This window comes from Lacticaseibacillus sp. 866-1, from assembly GCF_016861825.1.
GTDB lineage: Bacteria > Bacillota > Bacilli > Lactobacillales > Lactobacillaceae > Lacticaseibacillus.
Window position 1 is genome coordinate 1 of record NZ_BOLU01000027.1, and the last position, 15,926, is coordinate 15,926.

Annotated in this window: 16 protein-coding genes and 2 tRNA genes; 8 read left to right on the top strand and 10 right to left on the bottom strand. The window is 56.5% G+C overall.

Features of this window, described 5'->3' with window-relative positions; translation table 11 throughout:
* Window positions 1-155: 155 nt before the first annotated feature.
* Window positions 156-596: a hypothetical protein gene (locus JUE30_RS08795; protein WP_203624532.1), complete on the bottom strand. Its 441-nt coding sequence runs from the start codon at window positions 594-596 to the stop codon at window positions 156-158.
* An 83-nt stretch (window positions 597-679) separates the two neighbouring features.
* Between JUE30_RS08795 and JUE30_RS08800 the strand changes: the two genes are divergently transcribed.
* Window positions 680-1,705: a zinc-binding alcohol dehydrogenase family protein gene (locus tag JUE30_RS08800; protein ID WP_203624533.1), complete on the top strand. Its 1,026-nt coding sequence runs from the start codon at window positions 680-682 to the stop codon at window positions 1,703-1,705.
* Window positions 1,706-1,761: 56 nt separating this feature from the next.
* Here JUE30_RS08800 and JUE30_RS08805 read toward each other — a convergent pair whose 3' ends face one another.
* The 3 genes from JUE30_RS08805 to JUE30_RS08815 all read right to left on the bottom strand — a co-directional run bounded on the left by JUE30_RS08805 (window position 1,762) and on the right by JUE30_RS08815 (window position 2,929).
* A complete protein-coding gene (locus JUE30_RS08805) occupies window positions 1,762-2,055 on the bottom strand; it encodes a hypothetical protein (RefSeq protein ID WP_125756133.1) in 294 nt (97 codons plus the stop codon).
* 19 nt (window positions 2,056-2,074) lie between these two features.
* Complete coding sequence (locus tag JUE30_RS08810) at window positions 2,075-2,494, bottom strand: GNAT family N-acetyltransferase (protein ID WP_125756135.1); 420 nt, start codon at window positions 2,492-2,494, stop codon at window positions 2,075-2,077.
* A gap of 78 nt (window positions 2,495-2,572) precedes the next feature.
* Window positions 2,573-2,929 carry an iron-sulfur cluster biosynthesis family protein gene (locus JUE30_RS08815; protein WP_203624534.1) on the bottom strand — a complete coding sequence of 119 codons (357 nt, stop codon included), beginning with the start codon at window positions 2,927-2,929 and terminating at the stop codon, window positions 2,573-2,575.
* Between the two features lie 636 nt (window positions 2,930-3,565).
* Here JUE30_RS08815 and JUE30_RS08820 point away from each other — a divergent pair.
* From JUE30_RS08820 to JUE30_RS08835, 4 genes are read left to right on the top strand one after another with little or no spacing between them, the layout of a single operon-like run.
* On the top strand, window positions 3,566-4,012 hold the full coding sequence (locus tag JUE30_RS08820; RefSeq protein ID WP_203624535.1) for a LytTR family DNA-binding domain-containing protein: 447 nt from the start codon (window positions 3,566-3,568) through the stop codon (window positions 4,010-4,012).
* Window positions 4,012-4,776: a hypothetical protein gene (locus tag JUE30_RS08825; protein ID WP_203624536.1), complete on the top strand. Its 765-nt coding sequence runs from the start codon at window positions 4,012-4,014 to the stop codon at window positions 4,774-4,776. The genes JUE30_RS08820 and JUE30_RS08825 overlap by 1 nt, the downstream gene beginning before the upstream one ends.
* Before the next feature lie 9 nt (window positions 4,777-4,785).
* Complete coding sequence (locus JUE30_RS08830) at window positions 4,786-6,057, top strand: MFS transporter (RefSeq protein WP_203624537.1); 1,272 nt, start codon at window positions 4,786-4,788, stop codon at window positions 6,055-6,057.
* A 43-nt stretch (window positions 6,058-6,100) separates the two neighbouring features.
* A complete protein-coding gene (locus JUE30_RS08835; RefSeq protein ID WP_203624538.1) occupies window positions 6,101-7,366 on the top strand; it encodes an MFS transporter in 1,266 nt (421 codons plus the stop codon).
* Window positions 7,367-7,424: 58 nt separating this feature from the next.
* On the opposite strand, the gene JUE30_RS08840 is transcribed toward JUE30_RS08835, so the two are convergent.
* From JUE30_RS08840 to nrdD, 3 genes are all read right to left on the bottom strand, one after another.
* Window positions 7,425-8,129: an amino acid ABC transporter permease gene (locus JUE30_RS08840; protein ID WP_203624539.1), complete on the bottom strand. Its 705-nt coding sequence runs from the start codon at window positions 8,127-8,129 to the stop codon at window positions 7,425-7,427.
* Between the two features lie 30 nt (window positions 8,130-8,159).
* Window positions 8,160-8,957, bottom strand: coding sequence for a transporter substrate-binding domain-containing protein (locus JUE30_RS08845; protein WP_203624540.1), 798 nt, complete (start codon window positions 8,955-8,957; stop codon window positions 8,160-8,162).
* A 174-nt stretch (window positions 8,958-9,131) separates the two neighbouring features.
* The gene (nrdD, locus tag JUE30_RS08850; RefSeq protein ID WP_125758340.1) at window positions 9,132-11,318 is read right to left on the bottom strand and encodes an anaerobic ribonucleoside-triphosphate reductase; all 2,187 of its coding nucleotides are present in this window, start codon (window positions 11,316-11,318) and stop codon (window positions 9,132-9,134) included.
* Window positions 11,319-11,587: 269 nt separating this feature from the next.
* Here nrdD and JUE30_RS08855 point away from each other — a divergent pair, with 269 nt between their 5' ends.
* The gene (locus JUE30_RS08855; protein ID WP_164506279.1) at window positions 11,588-11,758 is read left to right on the top strand and encodes a hypothetical protein; all 171 of its coding nucleotides are present in this window, start codon (window positions 11,588-11,590) and stop codon (window positions 11,756-11,758) included.
* 118 nt (window positions 11,759-11,876) lie between these two features.
* Here the strand turns inward: JUE30_RS08855 and JUE30_RS08860 are convergent.
* The 3 genes from JUE30_RS08860 to JUE30_RS08870 form a co-directional block, all read right to left on the bottom strand.
* Window positions 11,877-11,949 (bottom strand) — tRNA-Ala (locus JUE30_RS08860).
* A gap of 132 nt (window positions 11,950-12,081) precedes the next feature.
* Window positions 12,082-12,154 (bottom strand) — tRNA-Ala (locus JUE30_RS08865).
* A gap of 508 nt (window positions 12,155-12,662) precedes the next feature.
* Complete coding sequence (locus tag JUE30_RS08870; protein ID WP_203624541.1) at window positions 12,663-13,820, bottom strand: MFS transporter; 1,158 nt, start codon at window positions 13,818-13,820, stop codon at window positions 12,663-12,665.
* Window positions 13,821-14,015: 195 nt separating this feature from the next.
* On the opposite strand from JUE30_RS08870, the gene JUE30_RS08875 reads away from it, so the two are divergent.
* Together JUE30_RS08875 and JUE30_RS08880 are read left to right on the top strand one after the other, a co-directional pair.
* Window positions 14,016-14,855: an SbcC family exonuclease gene (locus tag JUE30_RS08875; RefSeq protein WP_203624542.1), complete on the top strand. Its 840-nt coding sequence runs from the start codon at window positions 14,016-14,018 to the stop codon at window positions 14,853-14,855.
* Complete coding sequence (locus tag JUE30_RS08880) at window positions 14,848-15,900, top strand: hypothetical protein (protein ID WP_203624543.1); 1,053 nt, start codon at window positions 14,848-14,850, stop codon at window positions 15,898-15,900. Before JUE30_RS08875 ends, JUE30_RS08880 begins: the two co-directional genes overlap by 8 nt.
* Window positions 15,901-15,926 lie beyond the last annotated feature (26 nt).

Genomic DNA, 15,926 nt, shown 5'->3' on the forward strand with positions numbered 1-15,926 from the left:
CAACCGTATTTTCCTTGAGCGTGTCTGGTTTAACCCCAAAGCCCACAACCTGGCGGCTTAAAAAAAGAGTACCTAGACCAATTAAGGTCTAGATACTCTCATAAATTATGTTCAACTTCACTTGACGAAGAGCCGTTTTAATTTGCCCAGCCGGCTTACTTGCCGGCATCCGGGTCATGATCGTGCGCCTGCTCGCCGAAGTAATCCGGCGGCATCGGGCCGCGGTCGATTGGGCGATTCGGCTGGCGAAAGGCAAACAGCCCGGCCAATGCCGCCACCAGCAGCACGGTCGCGCCGATCACCTGCCACATCAGCAGCAGCCTAATCAGGTACACGTACAGCAGCGCCACGATGGCCAGACCGAACAGGAAGTCGATGAAGAACCGGGTCACGCGCGTGTGGGCGGCAGAATCAAAGTAGGCCAACAGCCCCAGGAGAATCACCGTGCCGAAGCCGAAGCTGAGCGCGGCGGTCATCGCGATCGGCGTCTGCGGCTGCGTCACGTACCACGCAAACCAGCTGAACAAGCAGCCAAACACAAATAAGAGCAGGTTGATCCAAAGCTGGGTCCGCGACCCCTTTTTATTGCTGCGCATACGCGGCCTTCTTTCAGTAAGTTCATCAAGCAAGTCAAAAACAGCTACAATTAATATAGCACATTCGAAGGGAGTCGTATTCTATGTTCGAAAACCTTGGCTTTGCCGCCTATGACGGCCTGGCCCTTGATGATCCCACCAGCCTGGTGCCGATCGACCTGAAGCGGCCCAGTGCCGGGGCAAATGATGTGGTCGTCCAGGTTCGAGCCATCGCCCTCAACCCGGTCGATGAAAAGCAGCGCGCAGCCCTGGCCAAGCAGACGCAGCCGCGCATCCTCGGCTACGACGCGTGCGGCACGATCGCCGCAGTCGGCAGCCGCGTCACCCGGTTTAAGCCAGGCGAGCGCGTCATGTACGCCGGCACCACCAAGCGCCCCGGCAGCTTCCAGCAGTTCCAGGCCGTATCCGCCGACCTGATTGCCGCGGCGCCAGCCAATTTGACGGCCGGCGAGGCGGCCGCGCTGCCGCTGGTCGGCTTGACCGCCTGGGAGCTGCTGTTTGAAAAAATGCACTTCACCCCGGCCGCAGACGCCAACCGCGGCAAGACCCTGCTGATCATCAACGGCGCAGGCGGTGTGGGCTCGATGCTCAGCCAGCTGGCGCACTGGACCGGCATGACCGTGCTCGCCACTGCCAGTCCGCGGCATTTTGACTGGCTGACGCAACACGGCACGGCCGTCCCGCTGGACTACCACGACGACTTGATCGGCGCCGTCCACCAGGCAGGCTATCCGATCGTCGATGCCGTCGCCATTTTATACGCGACCGAGCCTTACCTGGGACTGGCAGCGCAACTGGTCGCCCCGTTTGGCCACGTCGGCGCGCTCGCGACGCCGCAGGGACCGCTGGAGGTCACCGCGCTCAAGGGCAAAGCGGCAAGCCTCGACTTTGAGTTCATGTTCGCGAAAAGCGATTACCACCATGACATGGCTAGCCAGGGCCACATTCTCTCTCAGTTGGCCACGCTGGCGTCAGTCGGGTTGCTCGATCCCAGCGTCACGACCCGCTACGATCGCATCACCATTGCCAACATCAAGGCTGGCCTGGCCACCTTGATGGCCGGTCACCAAACTGGCAAGATCGTCCTTGATGGACCTTTTGAAGGGTAAATGAAAACAAGGTGAAGACGTTTCATGGCGTCTTCACCTTGTTTTGTCGATTGAGCCTATTTGGCAAAGCCCAGCGCCTTTTGGAGCACGGCCTTAGCCTGCGCCTCGGAGAAGCGCTTGGGATCAAAAATGATCGACCCAGGGCCCATGTAGTAGTGGAACAGCTTCAAGGTGCCGCGCGGGGTCAGCGTGCGCAGGCGCAGCTCGTCGTTGACTTGGGCTAGGTACTCATCGCACCACTTCTCGTCCATCATGGCCGGCTCGTCGCGCTCGGTGATGTAGCCCTGCTCCAGCAGCAGGTTGGCCCCTTCGGCTTTTTGCTCTCTTGAGACGTTTTCTGTTGGCTCCATGTCTGCCTCCCTGCTCGGACTAGAACTTCGGCTCCAGCAGCTTGCGCGGCCGCACAAACGTGGCCACCTTCGTATCGCTGCCGCGCTTAAAGCCGGCGTGTTCATAAAAAGCCGCCATGGCTTCATTGGTCGTGACGATCACAATGCGGTCGACCTGCTTGAAGTACTCGTCGAATTGGTCCAGCAGCTCGGTGCCAATGCCCTGATGCTGATACTCAGGCAGCACGATCAGATCCTGCACAAAGACAATGGTGTGCATGTCCGACACGCCGCGAATCACGCCGACCAGCTTGTCGCCGTCGCGCGCTGTGAGTAGCGTCGAATTGGCAATGCCGCGCGCCGTTTCCGCTGGGTCATTGAGGTAATGCGTCATGTGGACCGCGCCGTAAAGCGCCTTGATTTCATGGATCGTCAGTGCCGATTCAAACGTGTAATTCAAAATTTAACCTCCCGAATTCAGTTGCCAGGTTAAATTTTAACCCAAGCCGCACTTAATTCAAGAGAAAGTCGTGTTGGCCTATTTCTTTTCAGTAAAATCCAAGAACCCCATGTCGCTGTCGATGACGCCTCCATCCCCGCTGAGCTGCATCGTGTTCAACGTCTGGTTCAGGTGGACGGTCAGGTGTTCATCCAGGTCTTCGGCCGAGTAGTCCTTGATCAGGATCGGCCCCAGGTTCGAGTCGACCACAACGTTGTACCCGTCGGTGGGCGCGGTTTGAGCCACCACATTCAGCGTGAATTGAATCATCATGTGGATCATGGCGTGCTGCGAGTACTGGCCGACTCCATCCTCAAACGTTAATAGCAATTTCTTGTCTGGTCCCAGGTGCGGCTGGATCTTCGTTGCCGCCGCGTCGTCAAAAGTTAGCTCCATTTCATGCACCTCCAGGCTTAGCCTAAGCCCTGATTTTGAAAAGGGCAATTGATTGTGCTTGGCGCAGCAAAATTTTTTTGATTAGGGCCGTGAACGTCACAATTTCTTCACATTATGGGACTAAATTAACCTGTATAGAAATGAGCCACCCACTCATTTCCATACCCATACCCAACTTTTTCATTTTTACTCCTCCAAAGTAAAAATCGCGAGACGGCCGCCCAGCCGTTTCGCCAATCCTTACTCCTTGGCCATCACCCACCCAGTGATGGCCTTTTTTGCGCAGTCTCTTAGCGCTTTAGCGCTTAGAGACTGCCACTCGACGGCAGGCTGCAACGCAGCCTGGCTAGAGAGCGCACTAAAACACCGCCCCGCTTAGAGCGCGCTACTCGACGACAGACCGCAACGTAGCCTGGCTAGAGAGCGGGCCAAAATGCCGTGCCACATAGAGCTCGCTACTCACAGCCAGGTTGCCATACAGCCTGTCTACAGCACCCGATATTCTTATAAACCCTATTATCCCGCTCCCGCGTGTCGAACCAGTCACGCGGTTTTTTTGACCGGATACGCACCAGGTATTTCACTCAGCGAATTTTAATGGTCTAATAATGAAGTACCAAGCGAGGAGGTGGGGCAATGAAAATCAGGGTTGAAACTGATCCGGACCTGAAAGAACCGGAACTGGTCATTCGGGCCAAGGATCAGGAGACGGCCGCCGCGGTGAAAGACGCCCTGGCCACACCCACTGCCCCCACCCTGCCTGTGTTTCAGGACACGCTGGAGCGCTTCCTGCCGCTGCCGACGATCCTGTTCATCGAAACGCAGGATCGCACACTCCAGGTTCACACTAAAGACGACATTTTTACCAGCAAGCAAAAGCTGTACGAGCTGGCCGGGTCGCTGCCCGGCAGTTTCATGCAGGTGGCCAAGTCGGTGATCATCAACTTAAACCAAGTTGCGGCGATCAACCGCTCGCTGTCGGATTGCCTAGTGGAATTTCAAAACAGTCACAAACAGGTCTACGCGTCGCGGCGCTATTACAAGGCGCTGGTCGAGCGGCTAAACGAAATGAGGGGTTTGTAATGGAAACCAAACAAGTTAAATGGGGTCACTGGTTCTGGGGGTTGTTCTTCGTCGTCTGCGCCGGCATCTTAGTGCTGAGCCAGCTCGGCCTCTTCACCTATCACCTGCGCTTTTGGACGCTGGTCCTGGTGCTGATCCTGGTGGCCGCCGCCATCAAGAGCCTGGCCAGCCTGTCGTTCGCAGGGCTCTCGTTCAGCCTCGCGTTTCTAGCGATGCTCTTCGCCAAACCGCTAGGCATCCAGCAACTCGTGCCGTGGACAGTTCTCGGTGCGGCCCTGCTGCTTTCGATTGGCCTGACCTTGCTGTTCAAGCCGCTGAAAAAACACCACTTCAGCGTCGTCACCATTAATGACAAGCATTACACGATCAGCGAGCTGCGGCAGCTGCAAAAAGAGGCCAAGCAAGCGCCAAGCTACGTCCCAAGCAGTGAATCCGCCGACGTCACCGTCAACGTGAAACTCGGCAGCGCCACCCGCTACGTCCAGCAAGGCGACTTCCGCCACGCGGTGATCCGCACCAATCTGGGCGACGTCAAGGTCTTTTTTGACAAGGCAACCATCATCAACGAACCGGCCTTGATTGAGGTGCTCGGTCAGATGGGCGACATCAGCCTATACATCCCGCGCGACTGGAACGTCCAGCCGAACCTGGGCAACTTCGCGGTCGACTTCAACGAAAAAGGCGAGACCCCGACCAAGACCGGTCCGCTCGTGGTCCTCGCCGGCGATTTTAAAATGGGCGACGTCACGATCCACTACATCTAGGAGCTCGCTATGAAAAATCTTACGCCTCAAACCATCAAGATGCTGGTGCTGAAATTCGCCGGCACCTTCGGGTCAAGCATGCTCTCGTTTGCCATTGGCCTGTACATTCTCCACCGCACCGGCTCTGCGCTCAGCATGGGCGTCACCATGATCACCGGCCCCATCGTCTCTTTGATTTTGACCCCGTTTGTCGGGTACGTGGTCGACACCATGAACCACCGCCGCATTATGATCACCGCGCAGGTCACCACCAGCATCGCACTGGTGCTGTTCGGCTTCGGCTTTCGGCTCTGGCCAGCGCAGTATTACCCAGAAATGATTGCCCTCATCATCGCGCTGCAGGTAACCGACAATTTTCTCAGCACGACCCTGACGGCCAGTCTGGTCCAACTGTTTGCGCCCGATGAGCTGCAGCGGGTCAACTCCCTGAACCAATCCATCGCCAGCCTCGCCTTGTTCCTGGCACCGCTGATGGGGGCCATGCTGTACACGCTGGTGTCGATCGACACCTTTGCCTTTATTGAAGTGCTGTTCGAGCTGACCGCGTTGGTCGCCATTTTCCTGCTGAAGTTTCAGCCCTTCGCGGCCCAAACGCCAGCCCAGGCGGCGGAAGTGCAAGAATCCTTCTGGCAGAATTTCAAAACCGGCTTTGCCTACCTGAAAAGTCAGCAGCTGATCTTCATCCTGACCGTGTCCTCGGCCTTTCTGAATTTCCTGTTCGCCGCCGTGAACGTCGGCCTGCCGTACCTGCTGATCCAAACCATGAAAATGACCAATAACCAGTACGGCTTCGTCGACTCTGGCTTTGCCATTGGCATGTTTGGCGGCGGCATCTTGCTGTCGATGCTGAAAATGCGCAGCCACCCGATCAAGTTCTCGTTCTTTAACATCATTCTGCTGGCGATTCTCTTCACCTTCACCGGTCTGCCTGCCGTGCTACGCTGGACGGGGCTTTTAAGCACCGGCTACTTCTGGATTCAAAACATCGTCAACGGGGTCTTGATCGTGCTAATCAACACGCCGATCAACACCTTCATGCAGCAAGTGATCCCGCATCACCTGCAGGGCCGCGTGTTCTCGCTCGACGGCACGATTTCCCAGATGCTGGCCCCGCTGGGCACGTTAATGTTCGGGGTGCTGTTTGATCACCTCGCCGCCCCGCTGCTGTTTGGCGTCACTGGCATCGTCCTGATTATTTTCACGCTGATTGTGACTGGTCTGATCAGACGCAGCCATCTGTATGACAAGCCCGAGAACCAGGTGCCAGCAGCTGCCAACTGAAGCCAGCGCCAAGCAAAATCGCCCACGAAAGTCAGGAATCCTTTTGAAGAATTTAACCCCTCAAACCATTAAAATGCTGGTCTTAAAATTCGCCGGCACGTTCGGGTCAAGCATGCTGTCTTTTGCCATCGGCCTGTACATTCTGCACCGCACCGGCTCCGCCCTCAGCATGGGCGTCACGCTTGTCACCGGACCGGTGGTGTCGCTGCTGCTGACGCCGTTTGTCGGCTATGTCGTGGACACCATGAGCCACCGGCGCATCATGCTGAGCGCGCAGGTGGTCACTAGTGCCGCGCTGGTGGCTTTTGGGGTCGTCTTTAAGCTCTGGCCCGCGCAGTACTACGCGGAACTGATTGCATTGATCATCGTGCTGCAGGTCACTGACAATTTCCTCAGCACCACGCTGACCGCCAGCCTGGTACAGCTGTTTGAGGGCAGCGAGCTGCAGCGGGTCAACTCGCTGAATCAGTCCATCACCAGCCTGGCCGCCTTCCTGGCGCCGCTGATCGGCGCGTGGCTCTACACGCTGGTGGCTATCGACACCTTCGCCTACATCGAGGTACTGTTCGAACTGACCGCGCTGGTCGCGATCCTGCTGCTGAAATTCCGCCTGGTGCCCCCGCTCACCACACCGCAGCCGCGCGAGTCCGTCCTGAACAACTTTAAGACCGGGTTCGCCTATGTCAAAAGCCAGAAGCTGATTCTGACCGTCATGATTTCCTCAGCCGCGGTCAACTTCTTGTTTGCGGCCATGAATGTTGGCCTGCCGTATCTGCTCATTCAGACGCTGAAGCTTTCCAACCAGCAATACGGGCTGGTGGATTCCGGCTTTGCCGTGGGCATGTTCAGCGGCGGCATTCTGCTGGCGGCCATCACCATCCGCACTCACCCCATCCGTTTTTCCTACTTTAACCTGTTCCTGCTGGGCGCCATGTTCACGACCACCGGACTGCCGGCCTTGTTCTCCTGGCCCAGCTGGCTCAGCACCGCCTTTTTCTGGCTGCAAAGCATGCTCAACGGCGTCCTGATGGTACTGATCAACACCCCTGCAAACACGTTCAAGCAACGGATTATTCCGCAGAATCTGCAAGGCCGCGTCTTTTCCCTCGACCTCACGATTTCGACGCTGCTTGCGCCAATCGGCACGCTGGTGTTCGGGGCCCTGTTTGATCACTTCGCGGCGCCTTTGCTGTTTGGCATCGCCGGCAGCGGCCTGCTGCTGCTGACCCTGGTCGTCACCACCGTCATCAGCCGGCAGCACCTGCTGGACCGGCCAGAAAATCAGGTGCCGGAAGACACTCACGATTAAGCCAAAAAAATGGCTCAGAGCGTCGCGGGACGCTCTGAGCCATTTTGATTGCCATCACTTATTGCCCTTCGCTGAGCAGGTAACGGCTGGTGCGCTTTTCCAGCCAGCTCTGGACGCCGGTCAAAACCGTCGTCAGCATCAGATACAGGAAAGCGACTAGGCTGTAGGACACCAGCGGGTTGTAGTAAAGCGCCGCGAATTGCTGGCTGACCTGAAACATCTCGATGATCGTGATGCCGCTGGCCAAGCTCGTGTCCTTGATCAAGCTGATGAAACTGTTGGACAGCGGCGGCAGCGCGATGCGCAGCGCCTGCGGGAAGATGACCAGTCGCAGGATCAGCGACTTTTTCATTCCCAGCGCCTTGGCCGCGTCCCACTGCGTCTTCGGTACCGACAAAATCGCCGCGCGAATGGTTTCCGACGCGTACGCGCCGGTGTTCAGCGAAAAGGTCAGGATGCCGGCCGTCCAGGCGTTCAGCTCGATGATGGCATGACCGTTCATCTTCAGGTACGGCAGGCCGAAGAAAATCAGAAACAGCTGCACCAACAGCGGCGTGCCGCGAAAGATCCAGACGTAAAACCAGGTCAGGCCTTTCAGCCCCCGCATGACCGGCTGATGCGACGGCGAGATCCGGACAAGGGCGACCAGCACCGCCAAAATCAGCCCTAACGCAAACGAAATCAACGTAATTGGAATGGTGTACTTGAGCATCGCCACCAGCAATTCCGGCAGTGACTTCAGCACAATTTGCCAGGCACTCATCAAATCCCTCCTTCTCTCACCGTCGCTCGATTATTTCGTGATGTCGCTGCCGAAGTATTTCTTCGAGAGCTTACCGAGCTGGCCGTTCTTGCGCAGCTTTTCAATCGCCTTGGTGACCTGCTTTTGCAGTGGGCCTTCGTCTTTGCGCAGCAGGCCGCGCGCCGGCGTGGCCTTAATCGCATTGCCGACCGGAATCAGCTTAATATCCGCATTCGGCTGCTGCTTGAGGTAGGAGTGGAAGGACGCGGTGTCATTGACCGTGCCATCCGCCCGGCCCTGTTCGATCAGCGTAACCGACTGGGCGAAGCCGTCAACTGGGACAATCACCCCGCCGAGCTTCTTCACGTTTGCCGCGTTGTTCGAGGTGACACTTTGGGCCATTTTCTTGCCCTTGATGTCCTTGATTGATTTAATGGTCGTGTTGCCCTTTTTGACCGCCAGCTCGGACTTGCCTGAGGTATATGGCACCGTGAAGCGATACTTGGCGGCGCGCTCAGGGGTCTTGGCCACGTTGTTCAAGATCAGGTCGTACTTGTTGACGTTGAGGCCGGCAATCAGCGAGTCCCACTTGGTCTCCACAAACTTCGGCTTTAAGTTGAGCTCCTTGGCAATTTGCTTGCCCAGCTCAACTTCAAACCCGGTCAGCTTGCCATTTTCATGGTAGCTATACGGCTGGTAAGTGCCTTCCAGGCCAATGGTCAAGGTCTTCGGCGTCACCAGCTTGACAGTGTTATCGTTCGCCTTGCTACTGCTGCTTTGACTGTTGCCGCATGCGGCGAGCACGCCCACCATCAGCAGACTAGCCAACGCGATTAACCATTTTTTCATGAAATTTCCTCCGTTTCTGAAAATCAGCACCACCAATTATACACGACTTACTTTTGGTAATCGAGTGCTTCTAATCAGATTCTTTTAATGGCCACCGCCCGGCGAATCCTGACCGCACCAGGTACCAGAAAACCCCACTCGCCAAAGCGAATGGGGCATTTTGGTTGGCAACAGTTAGGCCTGACCTGCCAGGTCATCGTTGCCGATGACCATGTGCTTCTTGCGGTGCAGGATTTCTTCCTGACGGCCGTGAACCATTGGTCGCTTGTTCGGGTTGCCGAGGTAGCCGCACAGCCGCTTGACGACATCGCAGGTGTCCGGGTTGTGATTGCCGCACTGCGGGCATTCGTAGCCTTTTTCGGTCGCCTTGAACTCACCCTTGAACCCGCACTCGAAGCACTGGTCAATCGGGGTGTTGGTGCCCAGGTACCCGATCTTGTCGTACGCATAGTCCCAGACGGCTTCCAGGGCCTTCGGGTTTTGCTTCAGGTTCGGGTACTCGCAGTAGTGAATGAAACCGCCGGAGCAGTACTTCGGGTAGTCCTTTTCGAAGTCGAGCTTTTCAAACGGGGTCGGTGCCTTACGGACATCGTAATGAAAGGAGTTCGTGTAGTAATCCTTGTCCGTGATGTCTTTAACCACGCCGAAGCGCTTCTTATCCAGCCGGCAGAAGGTGTCGGTCAAGCTTTCGGACGGCGTGCCGTAAACGGAGAAGTGATAGCCGTACTGCTTCTCCCACTGCTTGCAGTGCTCGTACAGATCCTTGACCACGTCGATGGAAAAGGCCTTGGCCTCCGGGTTCTTCTCCCAGGCCGAGCCGTAAAAGACGGTGCCGACCTCGTACAAGCCGATGTAGCCCAGCGAAACCGTGGCGCGCGAGTTCTTGAAGAGCTCATCGACGCTTTGGTCATCATTCAGACGCTTGCCGAACGCGCCGTACTTGTACAGAATCGGCGCGGATTCCGGCGTCGCCTGCTTGGCGCGTTCGACCTTGTACACCAGGCCCTGCTTGCAGATGTCGAGCCGCTGCTCGAGAATCTTCCAGAACTTGTCCTTGTCGCCCTTGCTTTCCATCGCGATGCGCGGCAGGTTGACGGTAATGACACCCAGGTTCATGCGGCCGGCGTTGACTTCCTCGCCGGTGTCCGGATCCGTCCAGCCCTGCAAAAACGACCGGCAGCCCATCGGCGCCTTGAAGGAACCGGTCAGCTTTTTAATCATGTCGTACGACAGAATGTCCGGGTACATGCGCTTGGTGGCGCACTCGACGGCCAGCTCCTTGATGTCGTAGTTCGGATCGCCGGGGTGCAGGTTCAGCCCTTTTTTGATGGTGAAGACCAGCTTTGGAAAAATCGCGGTGCGCTTCTCCTTGCCTAGTCCATCAATGCGAATCTTGAGAATGTCCTTTTGGATCTCGCGTTCCAGCCAGTTCGTGCCCAGACCGAAGCCGACCGTCACAAAAGGCGTCTGGCCCTGCGTTGAGTACAAGGTGTTGACCTGGTACTCGAGCGTCTGCAGCGCGTCGTAAATATCCTTCTTGGTGCGGCGCTTGGCGTATGCCTCGGCTGTTTCGGCATCGATCGGCAGCTCCTTGGCTTCCTGCAGGTGCTTTTCGTAATTCTTCTGCGCAAACGGCGCGAGCACTTCATCGGTGCGGTCCGACGAGCAGCCGCCGTACTGGCTGGACGCGACGTTCGCGATGATCTGCGTCATCTGGGTGACGGCGACCTGAATGCTGTGAGCCGGCTCCACTTCGGCGTTGCCGATGCAAAAGCCGTGATTGAGCATTTCCTTAAAGTCGATCAGGCAGCAGTTGGTCTCGGCCATGTAAGGCGTGTAGTCGAGGTCGTGCCAGTGAATATCGCCGCGCAGGTGGGCATTTGCCACGGCCGGTGGCAGCATTTTCAGCCCGATGGCCTTGGCCACGGCGCCGGCGGTCAGGTCCCGCTGGGTCGAAAAGACGCGCGAGTCCTTATTGGCGTTTTCGTGCACAACAGTCGAGTCGCGGTCCAGCAGCTTCTGGACGTTGTAGTTGACGTCGGCCTTCTTCGACCGCTCAATATCGCGCTTCACGCGGTATTTCGTGTAGGCTTCACCCCAGTCGTACTGGTGCGCGTCAAGCAGCGCCTGCTCCACGATGCTTTGCACCTCGGGAATGCGCACGTCCTTGCTGAAGCGCTCGGTGATTGTGGCAACCGCGGCATCCGAGATCGATTCGATCAACGTGTAGTCGGTCGGCGCGAGTTCGCCGTTCACCGCCTTAGCCGCCTTCGTGATCGCGGCCGTGATCTTGCTTTGGTCAAAGTCGACAATCCGCCCGTCGCGTTTTTTTACGTTGATTTTTACTTTTAAATCGATCATGGATACCCTCTCCGTTCCTTTGTTCAGACTCGAACATCATAGAAACATTCTATCACGTTCCGGATTATATGGGCACTATATATGGCAAAAAGTCTGTCCAAATTGGCCAAAAACACTAGATATTGTATAGCGAACGATTTAATTTGAACCGTCTGGTTTCGTGAAAACCTAGGCCCGGCACCTCAGTCTTCAGACGGATTTTCGCCTGGAAACGCGCTGTTGTCCCCGGCCTTTGCTATACTGAAAGTATCATCTTATGGAGGCTCACTATGGAAACTGCGCAATGGAAACAAATCGGTGTCATCGCCGTGATCATCATCTTAGGACTGATACTGTTGCCGCTCGTGGCTGGCATCATCAGTCTGATCATCAAGATTGTCTTGTTCCTGGCTATTGTGGCCGGGCTGTACTGGGCATATGTCACATTTATCAAGAAATGACCTCAGTTGAGCCGGCCGCGTGCCGGCTTTTTGAGTACGCCACGTAAAAGTTCGGCAAAAAAAAAAGCCGATGCCCTCAGCAACTATGCTGATTGCACCGACGCCTTTTTTTGACTTCTGGATCCTACGTGACTTGAACACGCGACCTCCTGCATGCCATGCAGGCACTCTCCCAGCTGAGCTAAGGACCCCTTCTAAGTAATAGATTATCGAAAAATGGTAGCGCTGGCAAGCGTCTCGTATCGGGTTTTTACAATTTCTGCGGGATGGTCAAAGCAAAAAAAGATTGCTGTGCCTCCGAAGAGGCGCAGCAATCTTCACTCTGGATCCGATGAGATTCGAACTCACGACCTCTGCCATGCGAAGGCAGCGCTCTCCCAACTGAGCTACGGACCCAAAACACAAGACTAATTGTAGCATACCCGTCGCGGCTGTAAAGAAGATTTTGGGCGAAGGGTGGGTGAGAATAGAATCTAGAATCGTTGTTCCTCGGCACCTTGCCTAACTGGGCTGCGAGTCAACAACGCCCACGCGCCTAGGCTACCTGTCCCCCTAAGTGCGCGAACCCTTCGCATCCTACTTAACTGGGCTCGGACTTGGCAACGGCCGAATGATTAGCTACGGCAACGACTTCGCCTGTTACACAGGCAAAGCCGCGGCCTAGGCTAATCATCAGCCTGAGTACGCCAAGTCTGTGCACCTTGCATCAAAAAAGGCCGCTGGGCAGCGGCCTGAGGAGTTGGCCAAGCGGTTTGGGGGACCACTTGGCGATTTTTACTTTGGAGGAGTAAAAATGAAAATTGGGTTGGGGTAGAAAGGCTTGCGCCATTTCTATGTTCTTATAATATCCATAAGTTGTGAAGAAAATATGAACATTTACAATATTAATTATGAATTGCATTAGTTATCTAACGGCGGCCGCTCGCCACGAGAAAATCGCGATCGACACGTACAGAATAATCGCCAACGCAAGAAACAGCGGATGGTAGCCCACCGCCTCGATCACCAGCGCCCCGGCGAGCGGTCCAACCGCCCGACCCGCAGACGCAAACATTTGAACGTAGCCCTGAAAGCGGCCTTTTTCGGTCAGGTCGGTGTACATGTCCACGTAGGTCGCCACCGAGGGCAGCGCGAGAATCTCACCCAGAGTGAGCACCCCCATCGCCAGCACGAACATCCAGTACGAACGAGCCGGAATCAGCAGCAAAAAGGCGGTGCCAAACAGCGCAAAACCGACGCCGAGACGCAGCCGCAAGTGAGCCGTGAGCCAATCGTCAAACAGGGTCAAGATCGGCTGGCCGAGCACGATCAGCACGGCGTTGAAGGTCCACAAAAACGAGTAATTGCGCACGTTCATGCCCAGGCTCAGCATGAAGGTCGAAATGTTGCTCTGCCACTGCTCGTACGCGACCCAGGTCAAAAATAATGTCGCAAGCAGCAGCATGATGTTGATCAGGTGTGGATTCCGCCGCGCGGCCTTCGCGGCTTTGACCCGTTCGGTGCTCGGCCGCGGCGTCACGTTGAAGTGCACCAGCGCCACCCCGAAGAACATGAGAAACATGACGAACGCCAGCGCGAAGATCCAGGCGATGCCCAGCGGCAGCACGTACCCGACGATCAGCGTGCCAATCACTAGGCCCAGATTTTGCATAAAGTACAGGACATTAAACACATAACTCGCGCGCCGGCTGGTCGAAAGCGTGGCAAACGAGTTGATCGCCGTGTTGACCAGGCCTGAGCCAAAGCCCATGACGACCAAAAGCAGCGGATAGGCCGGCCAGCCGTGCCAGAAAATCAGCGCAAGTGACGTGCCCACGTCCAGGGCGATCCCGGTCAAAATGGTGCGGTACGGTGACCAGCGGTCAAACAGGCGGCCGCCGATCAGGTTGCCCAGCATCATCGCCACGGAATTGAAAAACAACACGATGCCTGAAACGGTCAGCGACTCGCCGAGGTATTCGTGCATGTAGATTGTCGTCAGCGGCCAAATGAATGAAATCCCCGTGTTGGTGATCAAAGACCCCAGAAAAAGCCACTTGAGTGTGAGTGTTTTCTTCGCCATGCGCCCTTCCTCCTAAAGTCAGTCTGCTATTTATTTTATCCGGGCGCTGGCGCTTTGTCCGCCTAAATGGGCACATTCTCATTTTCAACGGTCATATTTCTGCGTTCTATAAGGAAACTTTTGATAACACCGGTTTCACCGACCTCACGGTTGCGGTAAACTGAACGTATCAGCTAAGAAGCGAGAGGAAATGCTATGACAGTAGAATCGAGCCTTAATTATCAAAATAACTTTTTTAATACATTCGCGCAGGCGTGGGCCGATCGGTCGACCTATCATCTGTATCAGGGAATCGATAAGACCGCCGAGACGCTGCGTCTGACATTGGCGGAAACGCCGGGCTACATCCTGGCTTATGACAAGTCCGCGGTGCACGAATTGCACGACTTTTTGCAGCAGGACTTCATCGCCTTTTTGCGCGAGCACATTCCGTTTTTTGAGGTGTCCGATCAGGGTGAGGTCTTCTTCGGCGACTGGTACCACCGCCGCCAGTTCGGCAGCATTGATGTCTTCGCCCGCAACATTGTACAGCGCACTGACGCCGAGCGCGCCATCCTGCCGCAGCTGCGTGCCTTTGCCAAGGATCCGGACCATTTTCTGGATCACCAGCTCGAAGCCATGCGCAAGGATACTTACCAGGAAGTCGACCGGCTGCACCGTCAGCTGGAAGACGCCGAAGCGGACGCGGCTGCCGACAACACCGCGCAGCCCGAGGCTACTGGCTCGCGGGTCCGCGGCTTTTTGAAGAGCTTCGTGGATCCCGACCAAGACCAAGGCAGTGCGCCGGCGCACAAGCCGGCCGGGCCAGATCAGAGTAAGCTCAAGGCCCGCTTTGACTCCGCCAAGGCCAGCGCCGATGAAGCCTTCGATGCGCAGAAGCGCCAGCTCCAGGTGGGCGCCGCAATCACGCGTTACGAGTACCAAGCGGTCACTTCCAATTACAGCTCCGTTGACCAGTTTGAAAATATTCTGGGCAGCCTGCAGGATGACTTCATGCAGGCACTGGCGCTGAAGGAGGAACAGGCTAATGCTTAATTTTAAAGATCAAGAGATCACCAAAATCGCCACGAGTGACTTGAACGCGCGACAAGCCCGCGACGCGATCACCATCGCCTACAGCAAGCGCATGGCCTTTCTGCGCAACGATCCGCTGTGGCAAGGCAACCTGCCTGCCATCCAGGCCGAGACCCTCAGCTACACCGCGCTGATGGCTGACAAGCTGCTCGAAGCCCTGCGCACCAGCAAGCAAATCGACAACACCTTTGCCGAGCGCCTCTGGTTTGAGCCGCAAGTAGGCGACGGCGATCACAGCACCATCACGATCTATCTGGCCAGCCCGGACAAAAACACCGAGCTTATGGCCATCGACGGCGCGCTGACCCCGAACGGCCGCTTGGTCGCCAAGAACCTGCCGACCCTGCTTCAAATCACCGCTAAAGACCCTGACCTGGGGTACACAGACGGCGAGCTGCAGGCGCTGGCGGCCATGATCAAAGTGCTATACACCGCAGATTTCAGCTTCGCCACCATTGACGAAACCGTCCTGCAGCCAGTCGACGGGCTGAGTTTTGCCACCAAGTTCGACAACTCCAAACCGCTGTCGACCACTGTGGAAATTAAATCTTCCGGCAACATTAAAGTCGCCGTGCCCCTAGATCACGGCAGTGTGGTCAGCTACCAGGTGCTGGACGACAACGGCCACGACTGGAAGGACCTGGGCGCCGACGACATTGCTGACGACACCTTGACCTGGGCCTCCACCACCATCCCGAACGAGCTGGTCGGTGCGCACCTGCGCCTGCAAGTGAACGTGCGGGCGGCGGAGAACTCCCCGGCGCTGGACGAATTGTTCGTGATTGCGTCCAACAACGCGATTTTGATGCGCCAGGCCGGCCGCGGTGCCTACGCCCTCGACCTGCCGAACCACAACGTGCTCAACATCAAGCTGGACACGGAAAACAACCGCATTGTCCTGCACTACCCGGAACCGACCGTCCACGTGATGGAGCTGAACCATCAGTATCCGTTCTTCGGCCAGTGGCTCAAGGCGGTGCTGCCTCAGCGGCGGGCATTCAACTAAAAGCCGAAACAAAGCGCCTTAACGGG

Excerpts from the sequence above, each read along its gene's own strand:
- JUE30_RS08800 (WP_203624533.1), top strand. The coding sequence starts at position 680 with ATGTTCGAAAACCTTGGCTTTGCCGCCTATGACGGCCTGGCCCTTGAT.
- JUE30_RS08805 (WP_125756133.1), bottom strand. The coding sequence starts at position 2,055 with ATGGAGCCAACAGAAAACGTCTCAAGAGAGCAAAAAGCCGAAGGGGCC.
- JUE30_RS08870 (WP_203624541.1), bottom strand. The coding sequence starts at position 13,820 with ATGGCGAAGAAAACACTCACACTCAAGTGGCTTTTTCTGGGGTCTTTG.
- JUE30_RS08880 (WP_203624543.1), top strand. The coding sequence starts at position 14,848 with ATGCTTAATTTTAAAGATCAAGAGATCACCAAAATCGCCACGAGTGAC.
- JUE30_RS08840 (WP_203624539.1), bottom strand. The coding sequence starts at position 8,129 with ATGAGTGCCTGGCAAATTGTGCTGAAGTCACTGCCGGAATTGCTGGTG.
- JUE30_RS08845 (WP_203624540.1), bottom strand. The coding sequence starts at position 8,957 with ATGAAAAAATGGTTAATCGCGTTGGCTAGTCTGCTGATGGTGGGCGTG.
- JUE30_RS08795 (WP_203624532.1), bottom strand. The coding sequence starts at position 596 with ATGCGCAGCAATAAAAAGGGGTCGCGGACCCAGCTTTGGATCAACCTG.
- JUE30_RS08875 (WP_203624542.1), top strand. The coding sequence starts at position 14,016 with ATGACAGTAGAATCGAGCCTTAATTATCAAAATAACTTTTTTAATACA.
- JUE30_RS08825 (WP_203624536.1), top strand. The coding sequence starts at position 4,012 with ATGGAAACCAAACAAGTTAAATGGGGTCACTGGTTCTGGGGGTTGTTC.
- JUE30_RS08820 (WP_203624535.1), top strand. The coding sequence starts at position 3,566 with ATGAAAATCAGGGTTGAAACTGATCCGGACCTGAAAGAACCGGAACTG.
- JUE30_RS08830 (WP_203624537.1), top strand. The coding sequence starts at position 4,786 with ATGAAAAATCTTACGCCTCAAACCATCAAGATGCTGGTGCTGAAATTC.
- nrdD (WP_125758340.1), bottom strand. The coding sequence starts at position 11,318 with ATGATCGATTTAAAAGTAAAAATCAACGTAAAAAAACGCGACGGGCGG.
- JUE30_RS08855 (WP_164506279.1), top strand. The coding sequence starts at position 11,588 with ATGGAAACTGCGCAATGGAAACAAATCGGTGTCATCGCCGTGATCATC.
- JUE30_RS08815 (WP_203624534.1), bottom strand. The coding sequence starts at position 2,929 with ATGGAGCTAACTTTTGACGACGCGGCGGCAACGAAGATCCAGCCGCAC.